Source organism: Mycobacterium sp. (assembly GCF_050701515.1).
Lineage (GTDB): Bacteria > Actinomycetota > Actinomycetes > Mycobacteriales > Mycobacteriaceae > Mycobacterium.
Genome location: NZ_JBOGDB010000045.1, coordinates 1 through 22,499, shown reverse-complemented (window position 1 = coordinate 22,499; position 22,499 = coordinate 1). Strand labels below are relative to the sequence as shown.

24 protein-coding genes are annotated in these 22,499 nt (G+C 66.7%); 16 read left to right on the top strand and 8 right to left on the bottom strand.

Annotation, left to right across the window (positions count from 1 at the left end):
- Positions 1-9: 9 nt before the first annotated feature.
- On the top strand, positions 10-2,202 hold the full coding sequence (locus ACRDU5_RS03550; protein WP_526612867.1) for an acyl-CoA dehydrogenase family protein: 2,193 nt from the start codon (positions 10-12) through the stop codon (positions 2,200-2,202).
- Positions 2,203-2,517 (top strand): hypothetical protein, encoded by a 315-nt coding sequence (locus tag ACRDU5_RS03545; RefSeq protein WP_526612865.1) that lies wholly within the window; start codon positions 2,203-2,205, stop codon positions 2,515-2,517. It begins immediately after the preceding gene.
- Positions 2,518-2,520: 3 nt separating this feature from the next.
- On the opposite strand, the gene fadD2 is transcribed toward ACRDU5_RS03545, so the two are convergent.
- Positions 2,521-4,200: a long-chain-fatty-acid--CoA ligase FadD2 gene (fadD2, locus tag ACRDU5_RS03540; RefSeq protein WP_526612863.1), complete on the bottom strand. Its 1,680-nt coding sequence runs from the start codon at positions 4,198-4,200 to the stop codon at positions 2,521-2,523.
- On the opposite strand from fadD2, the gene ligD reads away from it, so the two are divergent.
- A complete protein-coding gene (gene ligD / locus ACRDU5_RS03535; protein ID WP_526612862.1) occupies positions 4,199-5,500 on the top strand; it encodes a non-homologous end-joining DNA ligase in 1,302 nt (433 codons plus the stop codon). The genes fadD2 and ligD overlap by 2 nt on opposite strands.
- A gap of 88 nt (positions 5,501-5,588) precedes the next feature.
- Positions 5,589-6,002, top strand: a complete 414-nt coding sequence (locus tag ACRDU5_RS03530) for an STAS domain-containing protein (RefSeq protein WP_526612860.1) — start codon at positions 5,589-5,591, stop codon at positions 6,000-6,002.
- 74 nt (positions 6,003-6,076) lie between these two features.
- Here the strand turns inward: ACRDU5_RS03530 and ACRDU5_RS03525 are convergent, their stop codons facing one another.
- Both ACRDU5_RS03525 and ACRDU5_RS03520 read right to left on the bottom strand, forming a co-directional pair.
- Positions 6,077-6,979, bottom strand: a complete 903-nt coding sequence (locus tag ACRDU5_RS03525) for a mycobacterial-type methylenetetrahydrofolate reductase (protein WP_526612859.1) — start codon at positions 6,977-6,979, stop codon at positions 6,077-6,079.
- Between the two features lie 60 nt (positions 6,980-7,039).
- Entirely contained in the window at positions 7,040-7,546 is a 507-nt protein-coding gene (locus ACRDU5_RS03520; protein ID WP_526612857.1) for a hypothetical protein, read from the bottom strand.
- Between the two features lie 138 nt (positions 7,547-7,684).
- Between ACRDU5_RS03520 and ACRDU5_RS03515 the strand changes: the two genes are divergently transcribed.
- The 9 genes from ACRDU5_RS03515 (at position 7,685) to ACRDU5_RS03475 (ending at position 15,125) form a co-directional block, all read left to right on the top strand.
- Positions 7,685-8,482, top strand: a complete 798-nt coding sequence (locus ACRDU5_RS03515) for an SDR family oxidoreductase (RefSeq protein ID WP_526612856.1) — start codon at positions 7,685-7,687, stop codon at positions 8,480-8,482.
- A gap of 1 nt (position 8,483) precedes the next feature.
- Positions 8,484-9,461, top strand: a complete 978-nt coding sequence (locus ACRDU5_RS03510; protein ID WP_526612855.1) for an ABC transporter substrate-binding protein — start codon at positions 8,484-8,486, stop codon at positions 9,459-9,461.
- Positions 9,462-9,476: 15 nt separating this feature from the next.
- On the top strand, positions 9,477-10,181 hold the full coding sequence (locus ACRDU5_RS03505) for a queuosine precursor transporter (protein WP_526612853.1): 705 nt from the start codon (positions 9,477-9,479) through the stop codon (positions 10,179-10,181).
- Positions 10,182-10,255: 74 nt separating this feature from the next.
- Entirely contained in the window at positions 10,256-10,918 is a 663-nt protein-coding gene (locus ACRDU5_RS03500; protein WP_526612852.1) for a 5-oxoprolinase subunit B family protein, read from the top strand.
- Entirely contained in the window at positions 10,915-11,805 is an 891-nt protein-coding gene (locus tag ACRDU5_RS03495) for a 5-oxoprolinase/urea amidolyase family protein (RefSeq protein WP_526612850.1), read from the top strand. Before ACRDU5_RS03500 ends, ACRDU5_RS03495 begins: the two co-directional genes overlap by 4 nt.
- An 18-nt stretch (positions 11,806-11,823) precedes the next feature.
- Positions 11,824-12,396, top strand: a complete 573-nt coding sequence (locus ACRDU5_RS03490) for a GNAT family N-acetyltransferase (protein WP_526612849.1) — start codon at positions 11,824-11,826, stop codon at positions 12,394-12,396.
- A gap of 22 nt (positions 12,397-12,418) precedes the next feature.
- Positions 12,419-13,207, top strand: a complete 789-nt coding sequence (locus ACRDU5_RS03485; RefSeq protein ID WP_526612847.1) for an SAM-dependent methyltransferase — start codon at positions 12,419-12,421, stop codon at positions 13,205-13,207.
- Between the two features lie 122 nt (positions 13,208-13,329).
- Positions 13,330-14,457, top strand: coding sequence for a uroporphyrinogen-III synthase (locus ACRDU5_RS03480; RefSeq protein ID WP_526612846.1), 1,128 nt, complete (start codon positions 13,330-13,332; stop codon positions 14,455-14,457).
- Positions 14,454-15,125: a sirohydrochlorin chelatase gene (locus ACRDU5_RS03475; protein WP_526612845.1), complete on the top strand. Its 672-nt coding sequence runs from the start codon at positions 14,454-14,456 to the stop codon at positions 15,123-15,125. The genes ACRDU5_RS03480 and ACRDU5_RS03475 overlap by 4 nt, the downstream gene beginning before the upstream one ends.
- Here the strand turns inward: ACRDU5_RS03475 and nirD are convergent.
- The 5 genes from nirD to ACRDU5_RS03450 all read right to left on the bottom strand — a co-directional run bounded on the left by nirD (position 15,122) and on the right by ACRDU5_RS03450 (position 20,390).
- Complete coding sequence (gene nirD, locus ACRDU5_RS03470; protein ID WP_526612843.1) at positions 15,122-15,469, bottom strand: nitrite reductase small subunit NirD; 348 nt, start codon at positions 15,467-15,469, stop codon at positions 15,122-15,124. The two genes, ACRDU5_RS03475 and nirD, sit on opposite strands and share 4 nt — an antisense overlap.
- A gap of 7 nt (positions 15,470-15,476) precedes the next feature.
- Positions 15,477-18,062, bottom strand: coding sequence for a nitrite reductase large subunit NirB (gene nirB / locus ACRDU5_RS03465; protein WP_526612841.1), 2,586 nt, complete (start codon positions 18,060-18,062; stop codon positions 15,477-15,479).
- 250 nt (positions 18,063-18,312) lie between these two features.
- The gene (locus tag ACRDU5_RS03460) at positions 18,313-18,807 is read right to left on the bottom strand and encodes a hypothetical protein (protein WP_526612840.1); all 495 of its coding nucleotides are present in this window, start codon (positions 18,805-18,807) and stop codon (positions 18,313-18,315) included.
- A gap of 72 nt (positions 18,808-18,879) precedes the next feature.
- Complete coding sequence (locus ACRDU5_RS03455) at positions 18,880-19,632, bottom strand: class I SAM-dependent methyltransferase (RefSeq protein ID WP_526612838.1); 753 nt, start codon at positions 19,630-19,632, stop codon at positions 18,880-18,882.
- Positions 19,629-20,390, bottom strand: a complete 762-nt coding sequence (locus ACRDU5_RS03450; protein ID WP_526612837.1) for an isocitrate lyase/PEP mutase family protein — start codon at positions 20,388-20,390, stop codon at positions 19,629-19,631. The genes ACRDU5_RS03455 and ACRDU5_RS03450 overlap by 4 nt, the downstream gene beginning before the upstream one ends.
- Before the next feature lie 108 nt (positions 20,391-20,498).
- On the opposite strand from ACRDU5_RS03450, the gene ACRDU5_RS03445 reads away from it, so the two are divergent.
- From ACRDU5_RS03445 to ACRDU5_RS03435, 3 genes are all read left to right on the top strand, one after another.
- The gene (locus ACRDU5_RS03445) at positions 20,499-20,801 is read left to right on the top strand and encodes an Rv0250c family protein (RefSeq protein ID WP_526612835.1); all 303 of its coding nucleotides are present in this window, start codon (positions 20,499-20,501) and stop codon (positions 20,799-20,801) included.
- A gap of 43 nt (positions 20,802-20,844) precedes the next feature.
- Positions 20,845-21,666, top strand: coding sequence for a succinate dehydrogenase subunit SdhC (gene sdhC, locus ACRDU5_RS03440; protein WP_526612834.1), 822 nt, complete (start codon positions 20,845-20,847; stop codon positions 21,664-21,666).
- Between the two features lie 45 nt (positions 21,667-21,711).
- A partial coding sequence (locus tag ACRDU5_RS03435; RefSeq protein ID WP_526612832.1) for an FAD-binding protein occupies positions 21,712-22,499 on the top strand: 788 nt, incomplete at its 3' end.

Below are 22,499 nucleotides of genomic sequence, written 5' to 3'. Positions count from 1 at the left end.
CAACGCGGCATGCCCATTGCAGTCACTACTGAGCACAACGACCTGGCCGATTCGGTGCGGTCCCTAGTGGCGCGGGTGGCGCCGTCGGAGGTTCTGCACGAGGCGCTGGAGACCCCTGTCTCGAACCCGCCGCCGTACTGGAAGGCCGCCGCCGAGCAGGGCCTGCAAGCTGTGCATCTGGCCGAATCCGTTGGCGGACAAGGGTTCGGCGTTCTCGAGCTCGCGATTGTGCTCGCCGAGTTCGGATATGGCGCGGTGCCCGGCCCGTTCGTCCCGTCGGCGATCGCCAGCGCGCTGATCTCGGCGCACGACCCGGACGCCAAGCTGCTGAACGACCTGGCCTCTGGCGAGGTGATCGCCGCATACGCCATCGACTCCGGGCTGACCGCCACCCGGCACGGCGATGGCCTGGTCATCCGCGGCGAGGTGCGGGCGGTGCCCGCGGCGGCGCAAGCATCGGTGTTGGTGCTGCCGGTGGCGATCGACAGCGGCGAAGAGTGGGTTGTGCTCGACGTCGACCAGTTGGAAATCGAACCCGTCGCAAGCGTGGATCCGCTGCGGCCGGTGGCGCATGTGCGCGCCAACGCCGTGGAGGTCGGCGACGACCGGGTGCTGAGCAATCTGAGCCGGACCCTGGCCCGTGCGCTGATGTCCACCCTGCTGTCCGCCGAATCCATCGGCGTCGCGCGCTGGGCGACCGATACCGCGTCGGCGTATGCAAAGATTCGCGAACAGTTCGGCCGGCCCATCGGCCAGTTCCAGGCGATCAAGCACAAGTGCGCCGAGATGATCGCGGACACCGAGCGGGCCACCGCGGCGGTCTGGGACGCCGCGCGCGCCATCGACGAGTCCCGCGAAAACGGTTCCGACGACAGCGCTTACGAGTTCGCCGCGGCAGTGGCGGCCACCTTGGCGCCGGTCGCCGCGCAGCGCTGCACCCAGGACTGCATTCAAGTGCACGGTGGCATCGGCTTCACCTGGGAGCACGACACCAACGTCTACTACCGCCGCGCGCTGGTGCTGGCGGCCTGCTTCGGACGCGCCGCGGACTATCCGCAACAGGTGGTCGACATCGCCACCAGTACCGGGATGCGCGAACTCAACATCGACCTGGACCCGGATACCGAGAAGCTGCGCGAGGAGATCCGCGCAGAAGTCGCCGCGCTCAAGGCGATTCCCCGCGACGAGCGCAACGCCGCGATCGCCGAAGGCGGCTGGGTGCAGCCGCATCTACCAAAGCCGTGGGGCCGCGCTTCCAACCCAGTCGAACAGATCATCATCGCCCAGGAGTTCTTGTCCGGCCGGGTGAAGCGACCGCAGATGGGCATCGCGGCCTGGATCATTCCGTCCATCGTGGCGTTCGGTACCGACGAGCAGCATCAGCGGTTCCTGCCGCCCACCTTCCGCGGCGAAATGATCTGGTGCCAGCTGTTTTCCGAGCCCGGCGCCGGATCCGACCTGGCGGGCCTGTCCACCAAGGCCACCAAGGTCGACGGCGGCTGGCGCATCACCGGCCAGAAGATCTGGACCACCGCCGCGCAGTACTCCCAATGGGGCGCGCTGCTGGCTCGGACCGATCCGAGCGCGCCGAAGCACAACGGCATCACCTACTTCCTGCTCGACATGAAAAGCGAGGGTGTCGAGGTGAAGCCGCTGCGCGAGCTGACCGGCAACGCGATGTTCAACACCGTCTTCATCGACGACGTGTTCGTGCCGGACGAGTTCGTGCTCGGCGAGGTGAACCGGGGTTGGGAGGTGAGCCGCAACACCCTGACCGCCGAGCGGGTTTCGATCGGCAGCAGCGAGCCCCCGGGCATGGCCAACCTGGACGGGTTCGTCGAGTTCATCCGGGACGGCCAGTTCGACCAGATCGGGCAGAACCAGGCCGGGCGGCTGATCGCGGAGGGTCATGCCGCCAAGGTGCTCAACATGCGCTCAACGCTGCTGACGCTGGCCGGCGGCGACCCGATGCCGGCGGCGGCGATCTCCAAGCTGCTGTCGATGCGCACCGGCCAGGGTTTCGCCGAGTTCGCGGTGTCGACGTTCGGCACCGACGGCGCGATCGGCGATCGGAAGCAGCTGCCCGGGAAATGGGCGGAGTACCTGCTCTACAGCCGGGCCACCACCATTTATGGCGGCACCACCGAGGTGCAGCTCAACATCATCGCCGAGCGGCTGCTGGGCCTGCCCCGAGACCCGTAAATGTCGACCAGAGACGTCGAGAAGAACTGGCACGACCCGCCGACATTTCGGCGGGCGGTCGGCTACGGCGTAGCGGTCATCGTGGTGGCCGGCATCGCCTTCGCCGTTTATGCAGTCGTCGACAAGGGATCGGTGCTTCTCGCATCGAGCGTGCCCGCGATTCTGTTCCTCGGAGGCATCGGCGCGTTCGTCAAGGCCTACCTCACGTGGCGCGCCGAAGGCACCTGGGTGATCTGGCAGGGCGCGGGATGGTTCCTATTCACCCTGATGCTGGTGTGCTTGGCCGTCCCCTGGTCCTCAGCCGCGTTCGCCTGAGGACTACTCCACCTCGATCTCGCGCAGCTCGCGCTTGAGAATCTTGCCGGTCGGGTTGCGCGGCAGTTCGTCGAGGAAGACCACCTCGCGCGGCACCTTGTAGCGGGCGAGGTGATCGCGGACGTAACCCTTGATGTCGTCCTCGCCGACGGACGCCCCTTCGGTCTTGACCACGAAGGCCCGCAGCCGATGTCCCCATTCCTTGTCCTCGACGCCGAGCGCGGTGGCCTCGACGACCTCGGGGTGACCGCTGATGAGGTCTTCGACCTCGGCCGGGTAGACGTTCTCGCCGCCGGAGACGATCATCTCGTCGTCGCGGCCGCTGACGTAGAGCAGGTTGTGCTCGTCGAAATAGCCGACGTCGCCCGACGACATCAGGCCGTCGATGATCTGCTTGTGGCCGCCGCCGGTGTAGCCCTCGAACGGGAAAAAGTTGCCGACAAAGATCCGGCCGACCTCGCCCTGCGGCAGCTCGCTGCCGTTGTCGTCGAGGATCTTGACCTTCACGCCCTTGACGACGGGCCCGACCGTGGCCGGATTGATCGACAGATCCCTGGGCCGCGCGATGGTGGCGAACGCAATCTCGGTCGACCCGTACAGGTTGTAGATGACCGGCCCCAGTTCCTTGAGCGCGCGGGTGGCCAGCTCGGCCCCCAGCTGTGAGCCGGACACGAACACGATCCGCAGCGACGACAGATCCGGCTTGGGTTGGGTCTTATCGAGCTGGTCCAGGATGCGGGACAACATCACCGGCACCACGACCATCGCGGTCACCTTGTTCTTCTCGATGTCGGCCAGCACGGTGGCCGGCTTGAACCGGCGGCGCAGCACCAGCGTCGAGCCGAGCATCATCGCGACGGTTGCGTGCAGAAAGCCGAGCGCGTGGAACATCGGGGCCGGCAGCGACGTCACTTCGCCGGCCTTGAACGGCACGTGCGAGAGCACCCCGCCGATCGGCGCCAGGGTCGGCGGCGTGCTGCGGTTGGCGCCCTTCGGGGTACCGGTGGTGCCGCTGGTCAAAATGATGATGGACGAGTGCTTCGTCACCTTCGGTGCGGGCTTGTTGCTGCTACGCGCGACCACGTCGGCGAGCGTTTCGTCGGTGCTGCCGGAGGGTTCTTCCTTGTCGGGGTTCTTGTCGAGGGCGCGCAACTTGCCCAGCGGCGGGTCGGACTTGGAAACCGCGGCGCAGTACTCGTCGTCGTAGATGATCAGCTTGGCGCCCTCGCGGTCGGAGACCTCTTTGATCTGCGGCCCGGAGAACTCGCTGTTGAGCAGGATGATGCGGGCGCCGGCCCGGGCGGCGCCGTAGACGGCGATCAGAAACCACCGGTGGTTGCGCGCCAGGATCGCGACGCCGTCGCCGCCCTTGACGCCCATGGCGCGAAGTCCGTTGGCGACGGCGTGCGCGGCGTTGTCGAGTTCGGCGAACGTGATCTCGCCGTCGTCATCGATGACCGCGGTGCGGTCGGGGGTGCGCCGGGCGTTGAGCGCCGGGATCATGCCGAACTCGCCCCAGCGCCGGATGTCGGCGACAAACGCGGCGATGTTCTGCGGTGGCTCGATCTTCAATGCGCCCGCTTGAAACATTTTGAGCGCATAGTGCAGTTCGGCCGCGCCGCGCTCGGCGTACTGCTGAGCTTTGGCCGCTGCCTGGAAGGGAAGATCAGTTAGCTTCGGCATGGCCCCACAATATGTGACGACCGTCGCACTTCGGCCGGGAAATTACCATGACGGTGTGACCGCATCCGGCTCCAAGGGCGAGCACCTGGAGGTGGACGGGCGGCAGGTGCCCATCACCCATCCCGACAAGGTCGTTTTCCCGGATATCGGCGTCACCAAGCTGGACCTGATGCGCTATTACCAGGCCGTGGCCGAGGGAGCACTGCGCGGGGTGGCGGACCGGCCGATGATCCTCAAGCGGTTCGTCAAGGGCATCACCGAGGAGGCGGTTTTCCAGAAGCGGGCACCCGAGAAGCGGCCCGACTTCGTCGACGTCGCCGAACTGCGCTACGCGTCCGGCACGTCGGCCAAGGAAGCGGTCCTGCACGACGCCGCCGGCCTGGTCTGGGCGATCAACCTCGGTTGCGTCGACCTCAACCCGCACCCGGTGCGGGCGGACGATCTCGACCACCCCGACGAACTGCGGGTGGATCTGGACCCGATGCCGGGTGTCGAGTGGCGGCAGATCGTCGACGTCGCGCTGGTCGCCCGGGAAGTGCTCGAAGAGCACGGGCTGACCGGGTGGCCCAAGACATCGGGGTCACGCGGCTTCCATATATATGCCCGCATCCATCCGCGCTGGCCGTTCAGGTTCGTCCGGCTGGCGGCCGAGGCGGTGGCCCGCGAGGTGGAACGCCGGGCTCCCGACCTGGCCACCGCGCGCTGGTGGAAAGAGGAACGGCAGGGCGTGTTCGTGGACTTCAATCAGAACGCCAAGGACCGGACCGTCGCCTCGGCCTACTCGGTGCGGGCCACTCCCGACGCTCGGGTGTCCACACCCCTGCTCTGGGACGAGGTAGCCGACTGCCGCCCCGAAGCCTTCACGATCGCGACGGTGCCCAACCGCTTCTCCGACCACGGCGACCCGTGGGAGGGCATCGATGACGCGGCCGGCAGCCTGGACGAGCTGCTCGACCTCGCCGACCGGCTCGGCCCCGCGGAGAAGGCACCGAAAGGGGCCAAGAAGGGAACGGGCCGGCGTCAATCGGTGATGCCATTGATCGAAATCGCCCGTACCAAGACCAACGACGAGGCGATGGCGGCGCTGGACAGCTGGCGCGACAAGCACCCGACGGCGGCCGACAAGCTGGAGCCGGCCGATATTCTGGTCGACGGCATGCGTGGCCCGAGTTCCATCTGGTATCGCATCCGAATCAACCTGCAGCACGTGCCGGAAGCCCAGCGACCGCCGCAAGAGCCGTTGCTCGCTGACTACAACCCGTGGGAGAACTACTCCGGAGCGCAGTTCCGCGGCGGCTGAGCTTGCTGGCAGCGCCATGAGGGTGTTCTTAGCGAAGTATTAGCGGTTACTCCCGACCGCCTTAAATCGGCGGCCTAGCTTTGAGGTCATGTACGGCAACCCGGCGTTGGACTGCGATGGCGTTCAGCTGCGCGCGGTGTGTCGTCAGCTGGCCACCGTGGTGACCATCAGCGGTGATGTCGATGCCAACAACGTGGATCGCATCAGCGCATATACCAAGCGCTTCATCCTCGCGGAGAAGCCGTTTGTCCTCGATCTGAGCGGTGTGAACGCTTTCTCCGCGCCGTGTGTTTCGCTGCTGTACAGCGTCGATGAAGCGTGCTTCAACGCCGGGGTGGAGTGGTCTCTGATCGCCAGTCAACCCGTGCTGCGGGCACTGCGCGTTGCCGGCGACGGCGCCACATTCCCGACGGTGGCCTCCGTGCCCGAGGCCCTCCACCACTTCGCGGACGGCATCGGCGAACGCCGTCGGCTGCTTCCGCTGCTCACCAAGACCGCCTAACGGAAAGGCCACCCACAAGTGTTAATCGATGTTCGATGGCTGGCATTCTTCCTGCACGGTCGGCACAAGGTCCGTCAGCCACTCGACGCGCTCCCCGGCGACCAGTAGGCGAGCATTTCGGCGAAGGTATCGAACGCCGCCCCGGACACGCCGTATGTCGCCTCGAGATGGATGCTGAGCGGGTAGCCGAGATCTGCGACACCATCGATCACCCGCTTGTACAGGTCGACCATCAGTTTGCGCTTCTGCTCTGTTTCGCTACCGGCCAACTTTCTGACGAATGCCTGCTCGTCGGCGACGGCGGCGTTTCCCGGGTCCTGGATTAGCCAGTTGATCAAGCCAATTCGGTTCTCGACCTTCGGCACGAATCCGAATGACAGCAGGAGCTCGGGCCGATGATCGGTGTCCTTGGCGAATTCGGTCAGGAATCCCACGATTGCATCGGAGTACAACAGCTGGGTCATGCCGAAGGTCGCACCCCGATTGCACTTGAACTCGAACCGCCCCCGTTCACCGTCCCGGGTGGGGATCAGGATCACGCCGCGGTTCTCCACTAATTGGTCATAGATCGACAGGGCGTCGGTCGGCGCGACGCCGGTACCTTCGCCGTCGTTCATGGTGCGCGGTACGCCGACGAAGACCATGCCCTCGAACCCGGCAGCGTTCAGCTCGGTCAGCCGCCGGCGCAGTGCCGGCTCATCCAGAAAGGCGGTGACCTGGGTGCACAGCCCGCTCACCCCGGGCAACTCCGGTTTGATGATCGACCAGAAGTCCAGCACGTCCAGCTTGGGCTTCATCTCGACGGGCCGGTCGTCCTCCTCGGCGATCATCCCGGGGATCATCACGTGCCCGATGCGGCCGTCCAGGCCCGATTCGGAGGAGAAGCGCAGCACTTTGTGCGCCTCCTCCCGCGCGTACTGCGGACCGCGTTCCACGTTCGGCGGCACGAGCTCGAGGGCGATGGTGCTGAGGGTCACTAAGTTGCTCCTGATCGGACGACGGAGCATCACCATACAGATCTGAACTGTGTGGTCGAGCTAGCGGCCGCCACCGCCCTCCTCGGCGGGCAACGGAGGCGGCAACGGCATCGTCGACGTCGTCGGCGGCGCAGCGGGCGCTTCGGGCGCTTGGGGCGTCGGCGGCGCGTGGAAGTCCAGCATCCGTTCCTCGCGGATCACCTGCTCGCCTGCGCTGACGACCAAGGCGCTCGCCGTCACCGGGTAAGCGATCCCATTGTTGTCCGCGACGAATTCGCCGTCGCCGGACTGGGTGGCGGGGACGATCAGTTTGGCGCCATCGCGTACCCGCACGCCGCGGTACTCATACTGATCGCCCGCAGTCCTGCAGATCGCCACGCGCGAGGTCTCCGTGCTGCCGAAAGCGACAGCCGCGTTCGGCGGGGCACACCGCGCGGTGGAGTTAACGTAACCCTGGCCGTCGGACGCTGGCGCTGCGCTGGCCGACGCCACACCGAAAGCGAGCAGCACCGAACACACCACCGCGCCGGCAGCGAGGCGGTTGGCCGAAAGCCCGTTCGACGACATCAGATTCCACCAGACCGCGGCTATCTAGGTTCTGCGAGCGTCGACGCCGAGACACGACACAACCGTTAGATTCTTGAAACACGTTCGCAGCCTGCCAGCTAGTTCGCGCCATGCTGGTGGCGTGAGCCATCATGGTGTATGGCTAACAGCAAGACCGTGTTCATTACCGGCGCCGCCGCAGGGATCGGCCGCGCGACCGCACTCTCGTTCGCCGCCAAGGGTTACACGATCGGCGGCTACGACATCGACGAGGTCGGCCTCAAATCGCTGGCCGACGAGATCGACCACCATGGCGGCACGGTCATCACCGGACATCTCGACGTCACCGATAGCGACGAAATGGCAACCAGGGTGACGGAATTCGCGCAGTCGGCGGGGGACCGCCTCGACGTGATGATCAACAACGCGGGGATACTGCGAGCCGGCCGCTTCGAGGAGATCGACGTCCGCACGCACCTCAAAGAGATCGACATCAACACCAAGGGCGTGGTCAACGGATTGCACGCCGCATTCCCCTACCTGCGATCCACGCCGAAGTCCGTTGTGGTGAACCTTGCTTCCGCGTCGGCGATTTACGGTCAGGCCGAGCTCGCCAACTACAGCGCGACCAAGTTCTTCGTGCGCGGCATCACCGAAGCACTGGACATCGAATGGAACCGCTACGGCATCCGGGTGATCGCGATATGGCCGCTGTACGTGCAGACCGCGATGACCGACAACATCAGCACCGGCACGACGGAGTCACTCGGCATCCGGCTGACCGCCCAGGACGTCGCCGACGCCATCGTCGCGGCGGTCGAGCCGTCCTGGCTGCGCCGGGCCCTTCATCAGGTGCACTTCCCGGTCGGGTCCCAGACCAAGGCGATGGCGGCCGGTTCCCGATTCTCGCCCGCGTGGCTGACGCGGTTGGTCAACAAGCGACTGGCACACTCCTGACATGACCATCCGGTGGTCCCGGCGGAGTTTTCTCGCCATGACTGCGGGCGTGGCGCTCGTCGCCGCCTGCGGCTCCGACCAGCCCGGGACGGTGGCCGAGGACGGGTCCGTCACCGTCAAGCACGCGTTCGGCGAGACCAAGGTTCCGGCGCCACCGAAGCGGGTGGTGAGCGCGGGATTCACCGAGCAGGACGACCTGCTGGCGCTCGGCGTCGTGCCCATCGCGGTGACGGACTGGTGGGGCGAGCAGCCGTTCGGCGTATGGCCGTGGGCACAACCGAGACTCGGATCGGCGCAGCCGGAGGTGCTCAGCCTCGCCGACGGCATCCAGGTCGACCGGATCGGCGCGCTGAAACCCGACCTCATCGTCGCCACCAATGCCGGCGTCGACCAGGACACCTACACCAAGCTGTCGGCGATCGCGCCGACCATCCCGCAGTCGGGACAGGACGCGTTCTTCGAGCCGTGGAAGGAGCAGGCCGTCACCATCGGCGCGGCGGTGTTCAAGTTCGACGAGATGACGGCGCTGATCAAGGGCGTCGACGACAGGTTCGCCACTGCGGGAACGAACAATCCGCAGTTCTCCGGAAAGAAGGTCCTCCTGCTGCGGGGCACGTTCGTCGACGACCGCGCGGTGGCCACCCTGGCCGGCTGGCGCACCGACTTCCTCACCCAGATGGGATTCGCGGTGCCCGACACCATCAACGCCTTCGCCCGTGATCACCGGGCCTATATCCCGCGCGACCGGATGGTGTCGGTACTCGACACCGCCGACGTGCTGATCTGGACCACCGAGTCCGACGAGGACGAGGGCCGGCTGGTCGCGGATCCGACGTTCCAGGAGTTGAAGGCGACCGCGGCGGAACGCAACGTCTTCACCGGCAAGGACCTGGCCGGCGCCATCGCCTTCGCGTCGCCGCTGTCCTACCCGGTGGTGGCCGACCACCTGCCACCCGCATTGGCCAAAGCGCTCGCCTGACGGTTTGATGACCGGGTGACCAGCACCGATTCGAGGGCGACCCATCCCGGGTTCGCGACCACCGGATCCCCCTACTATCCGACGCTGGTCGCGGTCTTCACCGGGCTGGTGCTGATCTCCAATGTGACCGCGACCAAGGGCGTCGCGTTCGGACCGATCATGGGGGACTGGTCGATCATCACCGACGGCGGATTCATCGTCTTCCCACTCACCTATGTGATCGGCGACGTGCTGTCGGAGGTGTACGGCTTCGCGGCCACCCGCCGCGCCATCTTCATCGGGTTCACCATGGAGGTGCTGGCGGCAATCGCGTTCTGGGTGACGGCGTACCTGCCGGCGGCGGACTTCTATACCAATCAAGCCGCCTTCGAGGCGGTGGTCAAACCCTTCACCCAGCTCATCATCGCCGGGTTGGCCGGATTCGTCGTCGGCCAGATCGTCAACGCGTGGACCGTCGTGCGGATCAAGGCGCACACCAAGGAGAAGCACCTGTGGGCCCGGCTGCTCGGCTCGACCGTCGTCGGGCAGCTGGCCGACACCGTGGTGTTCTGCAGCATCGCCGCGCCGGCGATCGGCATCAGCACCGTCGGCGACTTTATCACCTACGTGGCACTGGGCTGGCTGTACAAGACCGCGGTCGAAGTCCTGGTGCTCCCCATCACCTACCGGGTCATCGCGGTCCTCAAACGCCGCGAACCCACCTATCAGCCCGTCGTCTGAGCCTTCGGTAAGGCAGCTCTGGCAAGGCTCATAGATCTGTGCCCAGGCAACCTACTCGGCGGTAGGTTTGATTCATGAGCGTGGCACCGGATGTGATCATGATCGGCTCCGTCCTCGACTACGGCGATCAGGCGCTGCTGCTCCAGTTCGACGGCACCGCTGAGGTATTGGCCTGGACCGATGCCTTGCACGAGGCCGATCTGCTCGGTGTGGTCGACATCGTCCCGGCATCACGCACGGTGCTGATCAAGCTGGACAATCCGCGGTACCAGGCGCCCACCCGGCAACGACTGAGCAAGCTCCACCTGGCCTCCGATGCTGTCGCCGACACCACCACACCACTAGACCGCCGCGCCGACGTCGTGATCGACGTCGTCTACGACGGTGCCGACCTCGATGACGTGGCGCGGCTCACCGGCCTGCAGCCCGCGCAGGTGGTGTCGGCCCACACCGAGACTCCGTGGCGCGTCGGATTCGGTGGTTTCGCACCGGGTTTCGCGTACCTGATCGGAGGCGATGAACGGCTCGATGTTCCCCGTCGGGAAGAGCCGCGAACCAAGGTGCCGGCCGGCTCGGTCGGCCTTGCCGGCGAATTCAGCGGCGTGTATCCCCGGGAGTCGCCGGGCGGATGGCAGCTGATCGGTCATACCGACGCGGAGCTGTGGGATGTCGACGGCGACCCGCCCGCGCTGCTGACGCCGGGCCTGTGGGTGCAGTTCCGGGAGGTGTCGTCGTGACCACCACATTGGAGGTTCTGCGCACCGGCCCGATGGCGCTGATCGAAGACCTCGGCCGGGCCGGACTCGCTCACCTCGGGGTCTCCCGGTCCGGCGCCGCCGACCGCAGCGCACACACGCTGGCCAATCGGCTGGTGGCCAACCCCGGTGACCGGGCCGCCATCGAGGTGACGTTCGGCGGGTTCACCGCGCGGGTCCGTGGCGGCGATATCGCGATCGCGGTAACGGGCGCCGACACCGATCCGGCTGTGAACGGAGTCCCGTTCGGCACCAACAGCATTCACCATGCCCACGACGGCCAGGTGATCTCGCTGGGCGCGCCGCATTCCGGGCTGCGGACATATCTGGCCGTGCGCGGTGGCATCGACGTCGCACCCGTGCTCGGCTCCCGTAGCTATGACGTGATGTCGGCGATCGGCCCGCTGCCGCTGCAGCCGGGCGATGTGCTGCCGATCGGCGAGCACACCGAGGAGTTTCCCGAGCTCGAGCAGGCACCGGTGGCCGCGATCGAGGACGACGTCGTCGAGCTGTCGGTGGTGCCGGGACCGCGGGACGACTGGTTCACCGACCCCGACATTATGATCCGCACCAACTGGCTGGTCACCGACCGCAGCGATCGGGTCGGCATGCGGCTGGTCGGCATGCCGCTGGAATACCGCTGGCCAGACCGCCAGCTGCCCAGCGAAGGGGCCACTCGCGGCGCAATTCAGGTGCCGCCGAACGGGTTTCCGGTGATTCTCGGACCGGACCACCCGGTCACCGGCGGCTATCCGGTGATCGGTGTGGTGATCGATGACGATATCGACACGCTGGCGCAGATCCGGCCCGGACAGACGGTACGGCTGCACTGGTCGCGACCCCGCAGGCCCTTCCACAACGGTTCCTGAAGCTGGTAGAACGGCAGTGTGCACACGCACGACGTTTCTGCTCCTCGCGTGCGCGCGGTTCACACCGCACGCCTGGTCCACACCGCCGACCTCGACAACGAGACCCGCGAAGACGCGCGCCGAATGGTCATCGACGCATTCGGCGGCGAGTTCACCGATGCCGACTGGGAGCATGCGCTCGGCGGGATGCATGCCATGATCAGCCACCACGGCGCTCTGATCGCGCACGCCGCGGTGGTGCAACGTCGGCTGCTGTACCGCAACGCCGCGCTGCGCTGCGGCTACGTCGAAGGGCTGGCGGTGCACGAGGACTGGCGCGGCCAGGGGTTGGCTCGCGCGTTGATGGACGCCGTCGAACAGGTGCTGCGTGGCGGCTATCAACTCGGAGCGCTGAGCTCGTCGGAAGCCGGCCGACACATGTACACCTCGCGCGGCTGGCTGCCCTGGCGCGGGCCGACGTCGGTGCTGGCGCCGACCGGGGTACTGCCCACCCCCGACGACGACGGGTCGGTGTTCGTGCTGCCCATCTCCGTCGAGCTCGACGCCGACGAATCGATCACCTGCGACTGGCGAGACGGCGACGTCTGGTGACGCTCGGCGTACGTTGGATCAGGTGACGAGTCCGCAGTCCTTTCAGCCCTTTACGCCGGCGCCGGAAACGTTCGACAAGCTCTATCGTGGCGAGCCGACGTACGAGGGCGGGCCGGCACCCACCGCGGTCCCATGGGATGTCCGCCAGGCGCAGCCCCGCCTGATGGAACTCGAGGCGCTCGGCGGAATCACCGGCGACGTGCTGGATATCGGCTGCGGGCTTGGCGACAACAGCATCTTCCTTGCCTCCCGCGGGCACCCGGTGACCGGGCTCGACGGTTCTCCGGCGGCGATCGAAGAGGCCCGCAGCCGCGCCGCGCAGGCCGGAGTGACGGTCACGTTCGACGTCGCCGACGCCACCAACCTGACCGGCTACGACGGCCGGTTCGACACCGTCGTCGACAGCGCGCTGTATCACTGCCTCGATGACGACGGCCGGGTCGCCTATGCGGCCGGGTTGTATCGCGCGACGCGCCCCGGCGCACGATGGCACCTCTACTGCTTCTCCGAGGGCAACGTCAACGGCCTCGTCGCGCCGATGGGCTCCGTACCCGAGTCGAACATTCGCGACACGCTGACCGCCAACGGCTGGCGCATCGAGTTCCTGGGGCCCACCACATATTTGGGCAATGCCGCCGGATTCGGCGGCGGCGCCGACGACATCCCGAAGATGATGGCCGAGCAGCTGCCACCCGAGGCGCTGGACCAGATGCGCGAGGTCGCGGCCCGGTTCGCCCGGGTCGCGGAGCTGATCGATGACGACCGGGTGTACCTGCCGTTCACCGTCGTGCACGCGCATCGGGTGGACTAAAAGCCCATCTCACAGGGACACGCCCACCCGGTGAGACGAAGTTCACGGCGAACACCGGCACCGATATGTCGCGGCAATGGTCGGTTAATGGCTCTGAAACACGGAATGCATACACAGATGTCATGAGTGAGCCCGACTCGGCGCCGCTCACCGGGTTCCGGGTAGCGGTGACCTCCGCCCGCCGCGCCGACGAGCTGGCTGCGCTGCTGACCAGGCGCGGAGCCAGCGTCACCAGCGCGGCGGCCATCGCCATGGTTCCGCTGCCCGACGACGACGAGCTGCGCGCCCACACCGAAGCGCTGACCGATCTGCACCCCGACATCGTGATCGCCACCACAGGCATCGGCTTCCGCGGCTGGGTGGCCGCCGCTGACGGCTGGGGTCTGGCCAACGACCTGATTTCCTCGCTGAGCAAGGCCCGCATCGTGTCACGCGGCCCGAAGGCGACGGGCGCGTTGCGGGCCGCGGGCCTGCCGGAGGAATGGTCGCCGGATTCCGAGTCATCCCGCGAGCTGCTGCACTACCTCGTCGAGGGCGGCATCGCCGGCCAGCGCATCGCGGTCCAGCTGCACGGCGCCACCGCCGAGTGGGATCCCTTCCCCGAGTTCCTCGACGAGCTGCGCGCCGCCGGCGCCGACGTGGTGCCGATCCGGGTGTACCGGTGGCATCCGGTCGAGCGAAACGGGGATTTCGACCAGCTGGTGGCGGGCATCGCCGAGCAGAAGTTCGACGCGGTCAGCTTCACGTCCGCACCCGCGGTCGCTGCGGTGCTGATGCGAGCCTCGGAGATGGGCATCGAGGACCGGGTGCTCACCGCGATGCGGACCGGCGTGCACGCCATGTGTGTCGGCCCGGTGACCGCGCGGCCGCTGGTCCGGCTGGGCGTGCCCACCTCGGCGCCGGAGCGGATGCGGTTGGGCGCGTTGGCCCGTCACATCACCGACAAACTGCCCCTGCTGCAGTCGCGCACCATGAATGTGGCCGGACGCCTGCTGGAGATCCGCGGCACCTGCGTGCTGGTGGACGGTGCGGTCAAAGAGCTGGCCCCGGCGGGAATGGCGACGATCCGCGCGCTGGCACACCGTCCCGGCGACGTGGTGTCACGCGCCGACCTGCTGCGCGCGCTTCCCGGCAGCGGTACCGACACCCATGCGGTGGAAACCGCGGTGCTGCGGCTGCGAACAGCATTGGGCGACAAGAACATTGTTTCGACCGTGGTGAAACGCGGCTATCGGCTGGCCATCCAATGAACCTGCTGGTGGCACACGGCACCCGCAAGCCGCAAGGAGTCGCAATGGTTGGCGACCTGGCGCGGCGAGTGTCGGGACTGCTCGACAGGCAGGTACTTGTCGCGTTCGTCGACGTGCTCGGCCCGACGCCCAAGGAGGTGCTCCGCGCCGGATCGACGATCGTCGTGCCCGCGTTCCTGTCGTGTGGCTATCACGTCAACGTCGACATCCCTGCGCACGTGACCTCCAGCGGCCACACCGACGTCGTCGTCACGCAGCCGCTGGGGCCCAGCCCGGAGATCATGCGGGTGCTGGTCCATCGACTTGTCGAATCCAGTTGGCGGCGTGACGATTCGGTGATCCTGGCCGCTGCGGGCACCTCAGACCCAGTCGCCCTCCGCGATCTGCACACCGCTGCGACGTGGCTTTCGGCGATCACGGGCTCACGGGTCGAGCTGGCATTCGCCGGGACCGGGCGACCGCGGGTGGCCGAGGCGGTGTCCGCGTTTCGACGCCGTGGTGCTCGTCGCGTGGTGGTGGCGTCGTACCTGTTGTCCGACGGGCTTTTTGCCGATCGTCTGCGGGCCAGCGGCGCCGACGTCGTCACCCCGCCGCTGGGCAGCCACCCGGGCACGGTCCGCCTGATCGCCAACCGGTTCCGCCGGGCCCGCCTACCCGTCGCGGCCTAGCAACCCACTTCGACGTAGCCTTCGGCGGTTATTCGCGTCTGGTACACCGGCAGGGTGACCGCCGGGTCGTCGAGGCAGCTGCCGTCGTCAAGGGCGAACGCCTGCTTCTTGATCGGTGACTGCACGGTGGCCCTACCACCGCGGTCGCCGACGATCCCGCGGGACATCACCGCCGCACCGGAAAACGGATCGATATTGCCAACCGCCCGCAATGAACCGTCGTCGAGCCGGAACAGCGCCACTTGAGCACCGTCGGCAAGCAGCACCCCGACCCCTCGGCAGGGGATGAGGCGGTCGTATTCGCACGCCGTGGTCCACACCCGGATGTCGGTGAGAAGAGTCATGTTTCGGTTACCCCCGTACCTTCGGCATACCAATGTCTGTCTTGCTCCTCGCGTGCGCGGCGGGGACTTTGCGACCGGACCGTTCGGTGAACGTGACGGTCGGGTCGGCGACGTCGGGTGCGTTGACGAACGATACGAACCGCGACAGCTTGTCCGGGTCCTCCAGCACGCCCTTCCACTCGCACGCATAGCCGGCGACGTGGCGCTCAATCGTTTCCTCGAACTCCGCCGCCAGCCCGAGCGAGTCGTTGCACACCACGTCGCGCAGGTGCTCGAGTCCGCCGTCGAGTTGCTCGACCCACGGTGCGGTGCGCTGCAGCCGGTCGGCGGTGTGGATGTAGAACATCAGGAACCGGTCGATGTAGCGGATCAGCGTTTCGTCGTCGAGATCACCGGCCAGCAGCTGCGCGTGCTTGGGCGTCATGCCGCCGTTGCCGCCGACGTAGAGGTTCCAGCCGTTCTCGGTGGCGATCACACCGACGTCCTTGCCACGGGCCTCTGCGCATTCTCGGGCGCACCCCGAGACGGCCATCTTGATCTTGTGCGGGGCCCGTAGGCCGCGATACCGCAGCTCGAGGTTGATGGCCATCTGCACCGAATCCTGCTGCCCGTAGCGGCACCAATCGCTGCCCACACAACTCTTCACCGTCCGCAGCGCCTTGCCGTAGGCGTGACCCGACTCCATCCCACCCTCGACCAGCCGTCGCCAGATCTCCGGCAGCTGATCGACCCGCGCCCCGAACAGGTCGATGCGCTGTCCGCCGGTGATCTTGGTGTACAGGTTGAAGTCGCGCGCGATCTCGCCGATCAGAATGAGCTGCTCGGGCGTGATGTCGCCGCCGGGTACCCGTGGCACCACGGAGTAACTGCCGTTGCGCTGGATGTTGGCCAGAAAGTGGTCGTTCGAGTCCTGCAGCGACGCCTGCTCGCCGTCGAGGATGTGCTCGGAACTGGTGGACGCCAGGATCGAGGCGACGGCGGGTTTGCAGATGTCGCAGCCCTTTCCGGTGCCGAAGCGCTCAAGCAGAGCGGAGAAGGTTCGGATCGAGGTGGCGGTGACGATCTCGAACAACTCCGCCCGGGACTGCGCGAAGTGCTCACACAACGCCTTGGACTGCTCGACGCCCTCTGCCTCGAGCAGTTGCTTGAGCAGCGGCACGCAGGACCCGCACGACGTGCCCGCGGCGGTGCAGCCCTTCAGCGCGGGCACATCGGTGCAGCCGTCCGCGATGGCGTGGGTGAGATCGCCCTTGGTGACGTTGTTGCACGAGCAGATCTGCGCGCCTGCCGGCAGCGCGCCGACTCCGAGCGAGGCGCCCCCGTTGTCCGGTCCGGCCGGGGCGATGAGCGCCAGCGGGTCACCGGGCAGCGGCTCGCCGACCATCGGCCGGAGCACGCCGTATGCGGAGGCATCGCCAACCAGCACGCCACCGAGCAGCGTCTTGGCGTCGTCGGAGAGCACCAGCTTGGCGTAAGTCTGGTTGACCGCGTCGTTGACCGCGACTTCCAGGCAGTCCGGTGTGGTGCCCATCGCGTCGCCGAAGCTCGCGACGTCCACGCCGAGCAGCTTCAGTTTGGTGGACATATCGGCGCCGGGGAATTCCGCGGCGCCGCCCAGCAGCCGGTCCGCCACCACTTCGGCGCTGGTGTAGCCCGGGCCGACGAGGCCGTAGCATCGTCCCTCGATCGCGGCGACCTCACCGACCGCATAGATGTTGGGATCCGCTGTGGCGCAGGACAGATCGGTCAGCACGCCGCCACGCGGGGTCGTCGCCAGCCCCGCACTCACGGCCAGCTCGTCCCGCGGCCGCACGCCGGTGGCGAAGACCACCAGCCCGGCATCGATGAACGCCCCGTCGCTCAGCGCCACCCGCACCGAGTCGTCCTCGGCGGACCGCCGGACGGGACGATTGCGTTGTGCCGGCTGGATCGCGTCGGTGCCGACGCCGGTGTGCACGGTGATGCCGAGATCGCCGATCATCCGGGCCAGCAGCGCACCGCCGGCTTTGTCGATCTGCTGGGCCATCAGCTGGGGTGCCAGTTCAACGACATGGGTGGCCAATCCGAAACCGCGCAGCGCGTTGGCGGCCTCCAGGCCGAGCAGCCCGCCGCCGATGACGACGCCCGACGGTGCTTGTCCGGCGTCGAGGGTGCGCGCCACGTCGGCCCGGATGGCGTCGAGGTCGTCGAGGGTGCGGTACACATGGCAGGCCGGCAGGTCGTGCCCCGGCACCGGCGGCACGAAGGCGTACGAGCCGGTGGCCAGCACCAGCGCGTCATAGGCCAACCGCTCACCGTCGGCCGTCAGCACGCACCTGGCGGTCCGATCGATCTCGGTGACCCGGGCACCCAGCCGCAGCCGAACCTTGTCGTCACCGCTGTAGTCATTGCCCGGCAGCGCGAGCCGGCCCCGATCCCAGTGCGTGGTGTAGCCGGTGAGCCCGACCCGGTCATAGGCGGCGTCGGCTTCCTCGGCCAGCACCGTGACCCGCCAGGCTCCGTCGGTGTCACGGGCCCGCAGGGCTTCGACGAAGCGGTGACCGACCATGCCGTGGCCCACCACCACCACATGCCTGGCCCGTTCTGACTGCATGTTGCGAGGCTAGAAAGCCGATATTGCCGCAATGTCGCGTCGTGTGAAGCGCCCATGACGGTGTGCTCACCATCGCCGCCGGCCGCCTGTGAGCCGTTCACCGAGGGCGAACGGCGGGTGGAACTTAAGTGCCCTCGACTCAAGTTTTAACGGCTAGCGGCCGCCGGCCGCCGAGGCCCAGCGCATCGACATCAAGTGGCACCCACGACACCGAATCCGGTGGAGCCCTTGGGATTCCACCGGATTTCTGCTACGTCAGACTGGTGACGACGTCTGAAGTGTAGAACTCACCGCGGATCTGGCCGGGATCCGGTGATCCCTCGACGAACGCCCATGCGCCGGTCGCGCCGGGACGAAGACTGCCCCGCAGGGTCACGGAGCCGGTCCCGTTGCCGTCGGTGTTCAGCACGCCCGCCAAGACGCCGGGGTCACCGGCATTGCACGGCTGCGACCTTGGCCGGGGCACCTGGATCACCCTGACGTTGTACGGGGTGTTCGGCTTGCCTATCCCCAGGCGCACCTCCGCGGTCACGGTGTTCGAGCCGCCGGTGCCGATGAACGCTTGGCCGGAACCGAAGCCGGTCGCCGATACATACTCCGTCTCGCTGGAATCGCAGGCCCTCAAGATGCTGCTGAGCGGCACCATGTCGCCATTACCGGCTTCGGCGGCGGCAGATCCGGTGCCGAAGCCGATCAACGATACCGCGGCCATAACGACTGTTACGAAGCGCGTCGAAATACTCATTACCACCACCATAAGTGACGATCGCAACTTCGGGCGTGGCATCTCGTTGGCATGGGCCGCCAGGATCCTCCGTCAGATCACCGAGACCAGATACTCGCCGCGGTAACGCAACGTCCCGTCGGCCGCCTCATTCGAGTCGTTGACCCAGCGCAAGAAGGTCTCATGGACGAGCTCGTCGCCGAGCTCTCCGCGGGCGGCGATCAGCGGGGGAAAGCGACTACACATGAAATCTGCATAGCTCTGCGGCGATGGCTCGTTGAACTCGACGTTGTGTCGCTCGAATTCGACGGCGTCGCCGAGCAGTCGGCGGACATGTTCTTCGGTTCCCCAGAGCAGCGGCGACTGGAAGCCCTCCGGTGGCGCCGGTGAGATTCCGCCCAGGGCCGCGAACATGCTCCCGATGGCCCCCTCAGGGGTCCAGCATGCGATAGCGATGCGCCCGTCGGGGCGGCAGACGCGGCGCAACTCACCCGCACTTCGCTGGTGGTCGGGAGCGAACATGTGCCCGATCGCGGAGATGACCCGGTCGAAGGTGTCATCTTCGAACGGGAGCGACTGCGCATCACCCTCGAGCCAGCTGACATCGACGCCGGCCTCGGCTCCGCGTTCCCGCGCAATCGCGACCAAGCCCGGGGACAAGTCCACTCCGGTCACGCGCGCTCCCAGTTTGGCGGCCGGGATCGTTGCGTTGCCTGTTCCGCAGGCGACGTCGAGTACCTCCACGCCCGGTTCGATGCCGGCCGTCGGCACCAGGACGTCGCCGATGGACGACACCTTGTCCGCGACGGCCTTGTAGTCGCCCGTTCCCCACATGTCCTCGGTCATGACCACCTCCCCAAGATCCCCTTAGCATGCGCCGCCAGGGCTGCCTGCAGGAAGGGCCCGAAGCTGATCCGCGCGACCCCGAGCGGACCGTACAAACCGGGGTCCGACCGATCAGGCAGCGCGATCGCGTTGATCGGCAGCGGCAACTCGGCGGCCAGGCGCCGCAGCGTATCCGGATCGTGGCGTCCGACCGGATACAGCACATCGGCGCCGGCGTTCGCCGCTTCGGTCAACCGCGCGATGGCCCGATCGACGCGGTCGGCTTCGTCGCCGTCCTGACGCAGGAACAGATCCGTCCGGGCGTTGACCACCACGTGCACCCCGGCGGCGTCGGCGGCGGCCCGCAACGCGCCGACCAGTTCGGCATGTTCGGTCGACGGGCGCAGCCGCCCGCCCTCGCCGTGCACGGTGTCCTCGATGTTCAGGCCCACCGCCCCGACACCCAACAAGCCGTCGATGAGGCGGCCGGGCGCCTCGCCATATCCGGATTCGATGTCGACCGAGACCGGAACGTCCACCGCGTCGGTGATCTGTACCACCCGGGTGAGCAGGTCGTCGAACGTCATGCCCTCGTTGTCCGGTTTGCCGATCGAGTCGGCGACCGGATGGCTGCCCACGGTCAGCGCGCCGAATCCGGCGTCGACGGCCAGCCTGGCCGACCACGCGTCCCACACCGTCGGCAGCACCACCGGATTGCCGGGTTGGTGCAATGCGAGCAGCGCCGCGGCCCGCTCCTGAAGTACCTGCTTTTCGGCCAATTCGGGCCTCCTCTTCCTGACGTGATCTGTCTCACCTCGAACTCCATGATGTGGCTGGCACCGGGTGTCGTACTGTGATTCGAGACACCTTCAGCCCAAGGAGGTCAGATGTCCAGCACTACCGAATTTGCCGAGCTTCACGAGCTGATCGGTGGCCTCCGGCGGTGCGTGACATCGCTGGCGTCAAGGTACGGCGACACCTACGCGATGCGTCGAATTGTCAATGATGCAGAGCGCATTCTGAATGACCTCGACCGCCTCGACATCGACGCCGAGGAGCTGGAACTCACCCGCGGGATGACCCGGCACCGGCAGGGGGGCGAGAAGATCCCGATCCCGGACACCCAGTACGACACCGACTTCTGGCGAGACGTCGATGACGAGGGCGTGGGAGGCCAGAGCCGAGGGTGATCTAGTCTCTGTCACAGCCCGGAGCACAACAGGAAAGGGAACTGTGAGCGCACCCACCGCTGACCGTCAGGCCAACGGCGTTTTCGCCCCGAACCGCCCACGGATACCCGAACGCACGCTTCGCACCGACCGGTGGTGGACGCCAACGGTCTGGACGAATCTCGGATTCGCCGCATTCCTGATCTACGGCCTTGTCCGGGCGTCCTGGCAGAGTGCCTATTGGGTCGAGGACTACCACTACCTGACGCCGTTTTATTCGCCTTGTATCAGCGCATCCTGCGTACCGGGGTCCAGCCACCTGGGTGTGTGGTTCGGCGAGTTCCCGCCGTTGATTCCACTGGCGATCATCACGCTGCCGTTCCTGCTGGCGTTCCGTGTGACGTGTTACTACTACCGCAAGGCCTACTACCGCTCGGTGTGGCAGTCCCCACCGGGATGCGCTGTGGCCGAACCACATTCGCGCTATACCGGTGAAACCCGGCTGCCTCTGATCATTCAGAACAGCCATCGATACTTCTTCTATGCCGCGCTCATCATTTCGGTGATCAACACCTACGACGCCATAGTGGCGTTTCATTCGCCGTCGGGCTTCGGCTTCGGTCTGGGCAACGTCGTATTGACCGTCAACGTCATCCTGTTGTGGATCTACACCCTGTCCTGCCACTCCTGCCGGCACATCGTCGGCGGACGGCTCAAGCACTTCTCCAAACATCCCATCAAGTACTGGTTCTGGACGCAGGTCAGCGTGCTCAACACCCGGCACATGCTGTGGGCATGGATCACGCTCGGCACCCTGATGCTGACCGACTTCTACATCATGCTGGTGGCAAGCGGGACCATCTCTGACTTGAGATTCATTGGCTGAGAAGGCCGTTAACGAATCTTCTAGTGAAAAGGCAAGTGAGAGTATATGGCTGAGGTCGAACGGCACCAATACGACGTCGTCGTCATCGGTGCCGGCGGCGCTGGTTTGCGGGCGGTCATCGAGGCGCGCGAACGCGGCCAGAAGGTCGCTGTCGTCAGCAAGTCACTATTCGGTAAGGCCCACACGGTAATGGCCGAGGGCGGCTGCGCGGCGGCGATGGGCAACACCAACCCGAAGGACAACTGGAAAGTCCACTTTCGCGACACCATGCGCGGCGGCAAGTTCCTGAACAACTACCGGATGGCCGAGCTGCACGCCAAGGAGGCCCCGGAACGGGTCTGGGAGCTGGAGACGTATGGCGCGCTGTTCGACCGTACGAAGGACGGCCGCATCTCGCAGCGCAACTTCGGCGGCCACGAGTACCCGCGGCTGGCCCACGTCGGTGACCGCACCGGCCTGGAGATCATCCGCACGCTGCAGCAGAAGATCGTCTCGCTGCAGCAAGAGGACAAGGCCGAGCTCGGCGACTACGAGGCCCGTATCCGGGTGTTCCACGAATGCACCATCACCGACCTGATCAAGGATCGCTCGGGTCCGGGTGCCCCGGATGGGCAGAGCCGGATCGCCGGCGCCTTCGGCTACTGGCGGGAGAACGGCAATTTCATCCTCTTCGAGACGCCCGCCGTGGTGCTGGCCACCGGAGGCATCGGCAAGTCCTACAAAGTGACGTCCAACTCCTGGGAGTACACCGGCGACGGGCACGCGCTCGCCCTGCGCGCGGGCGCCAACCTGATCAACATGGAGTTCGTGCAGTTCCACCCGACCGGCATGGT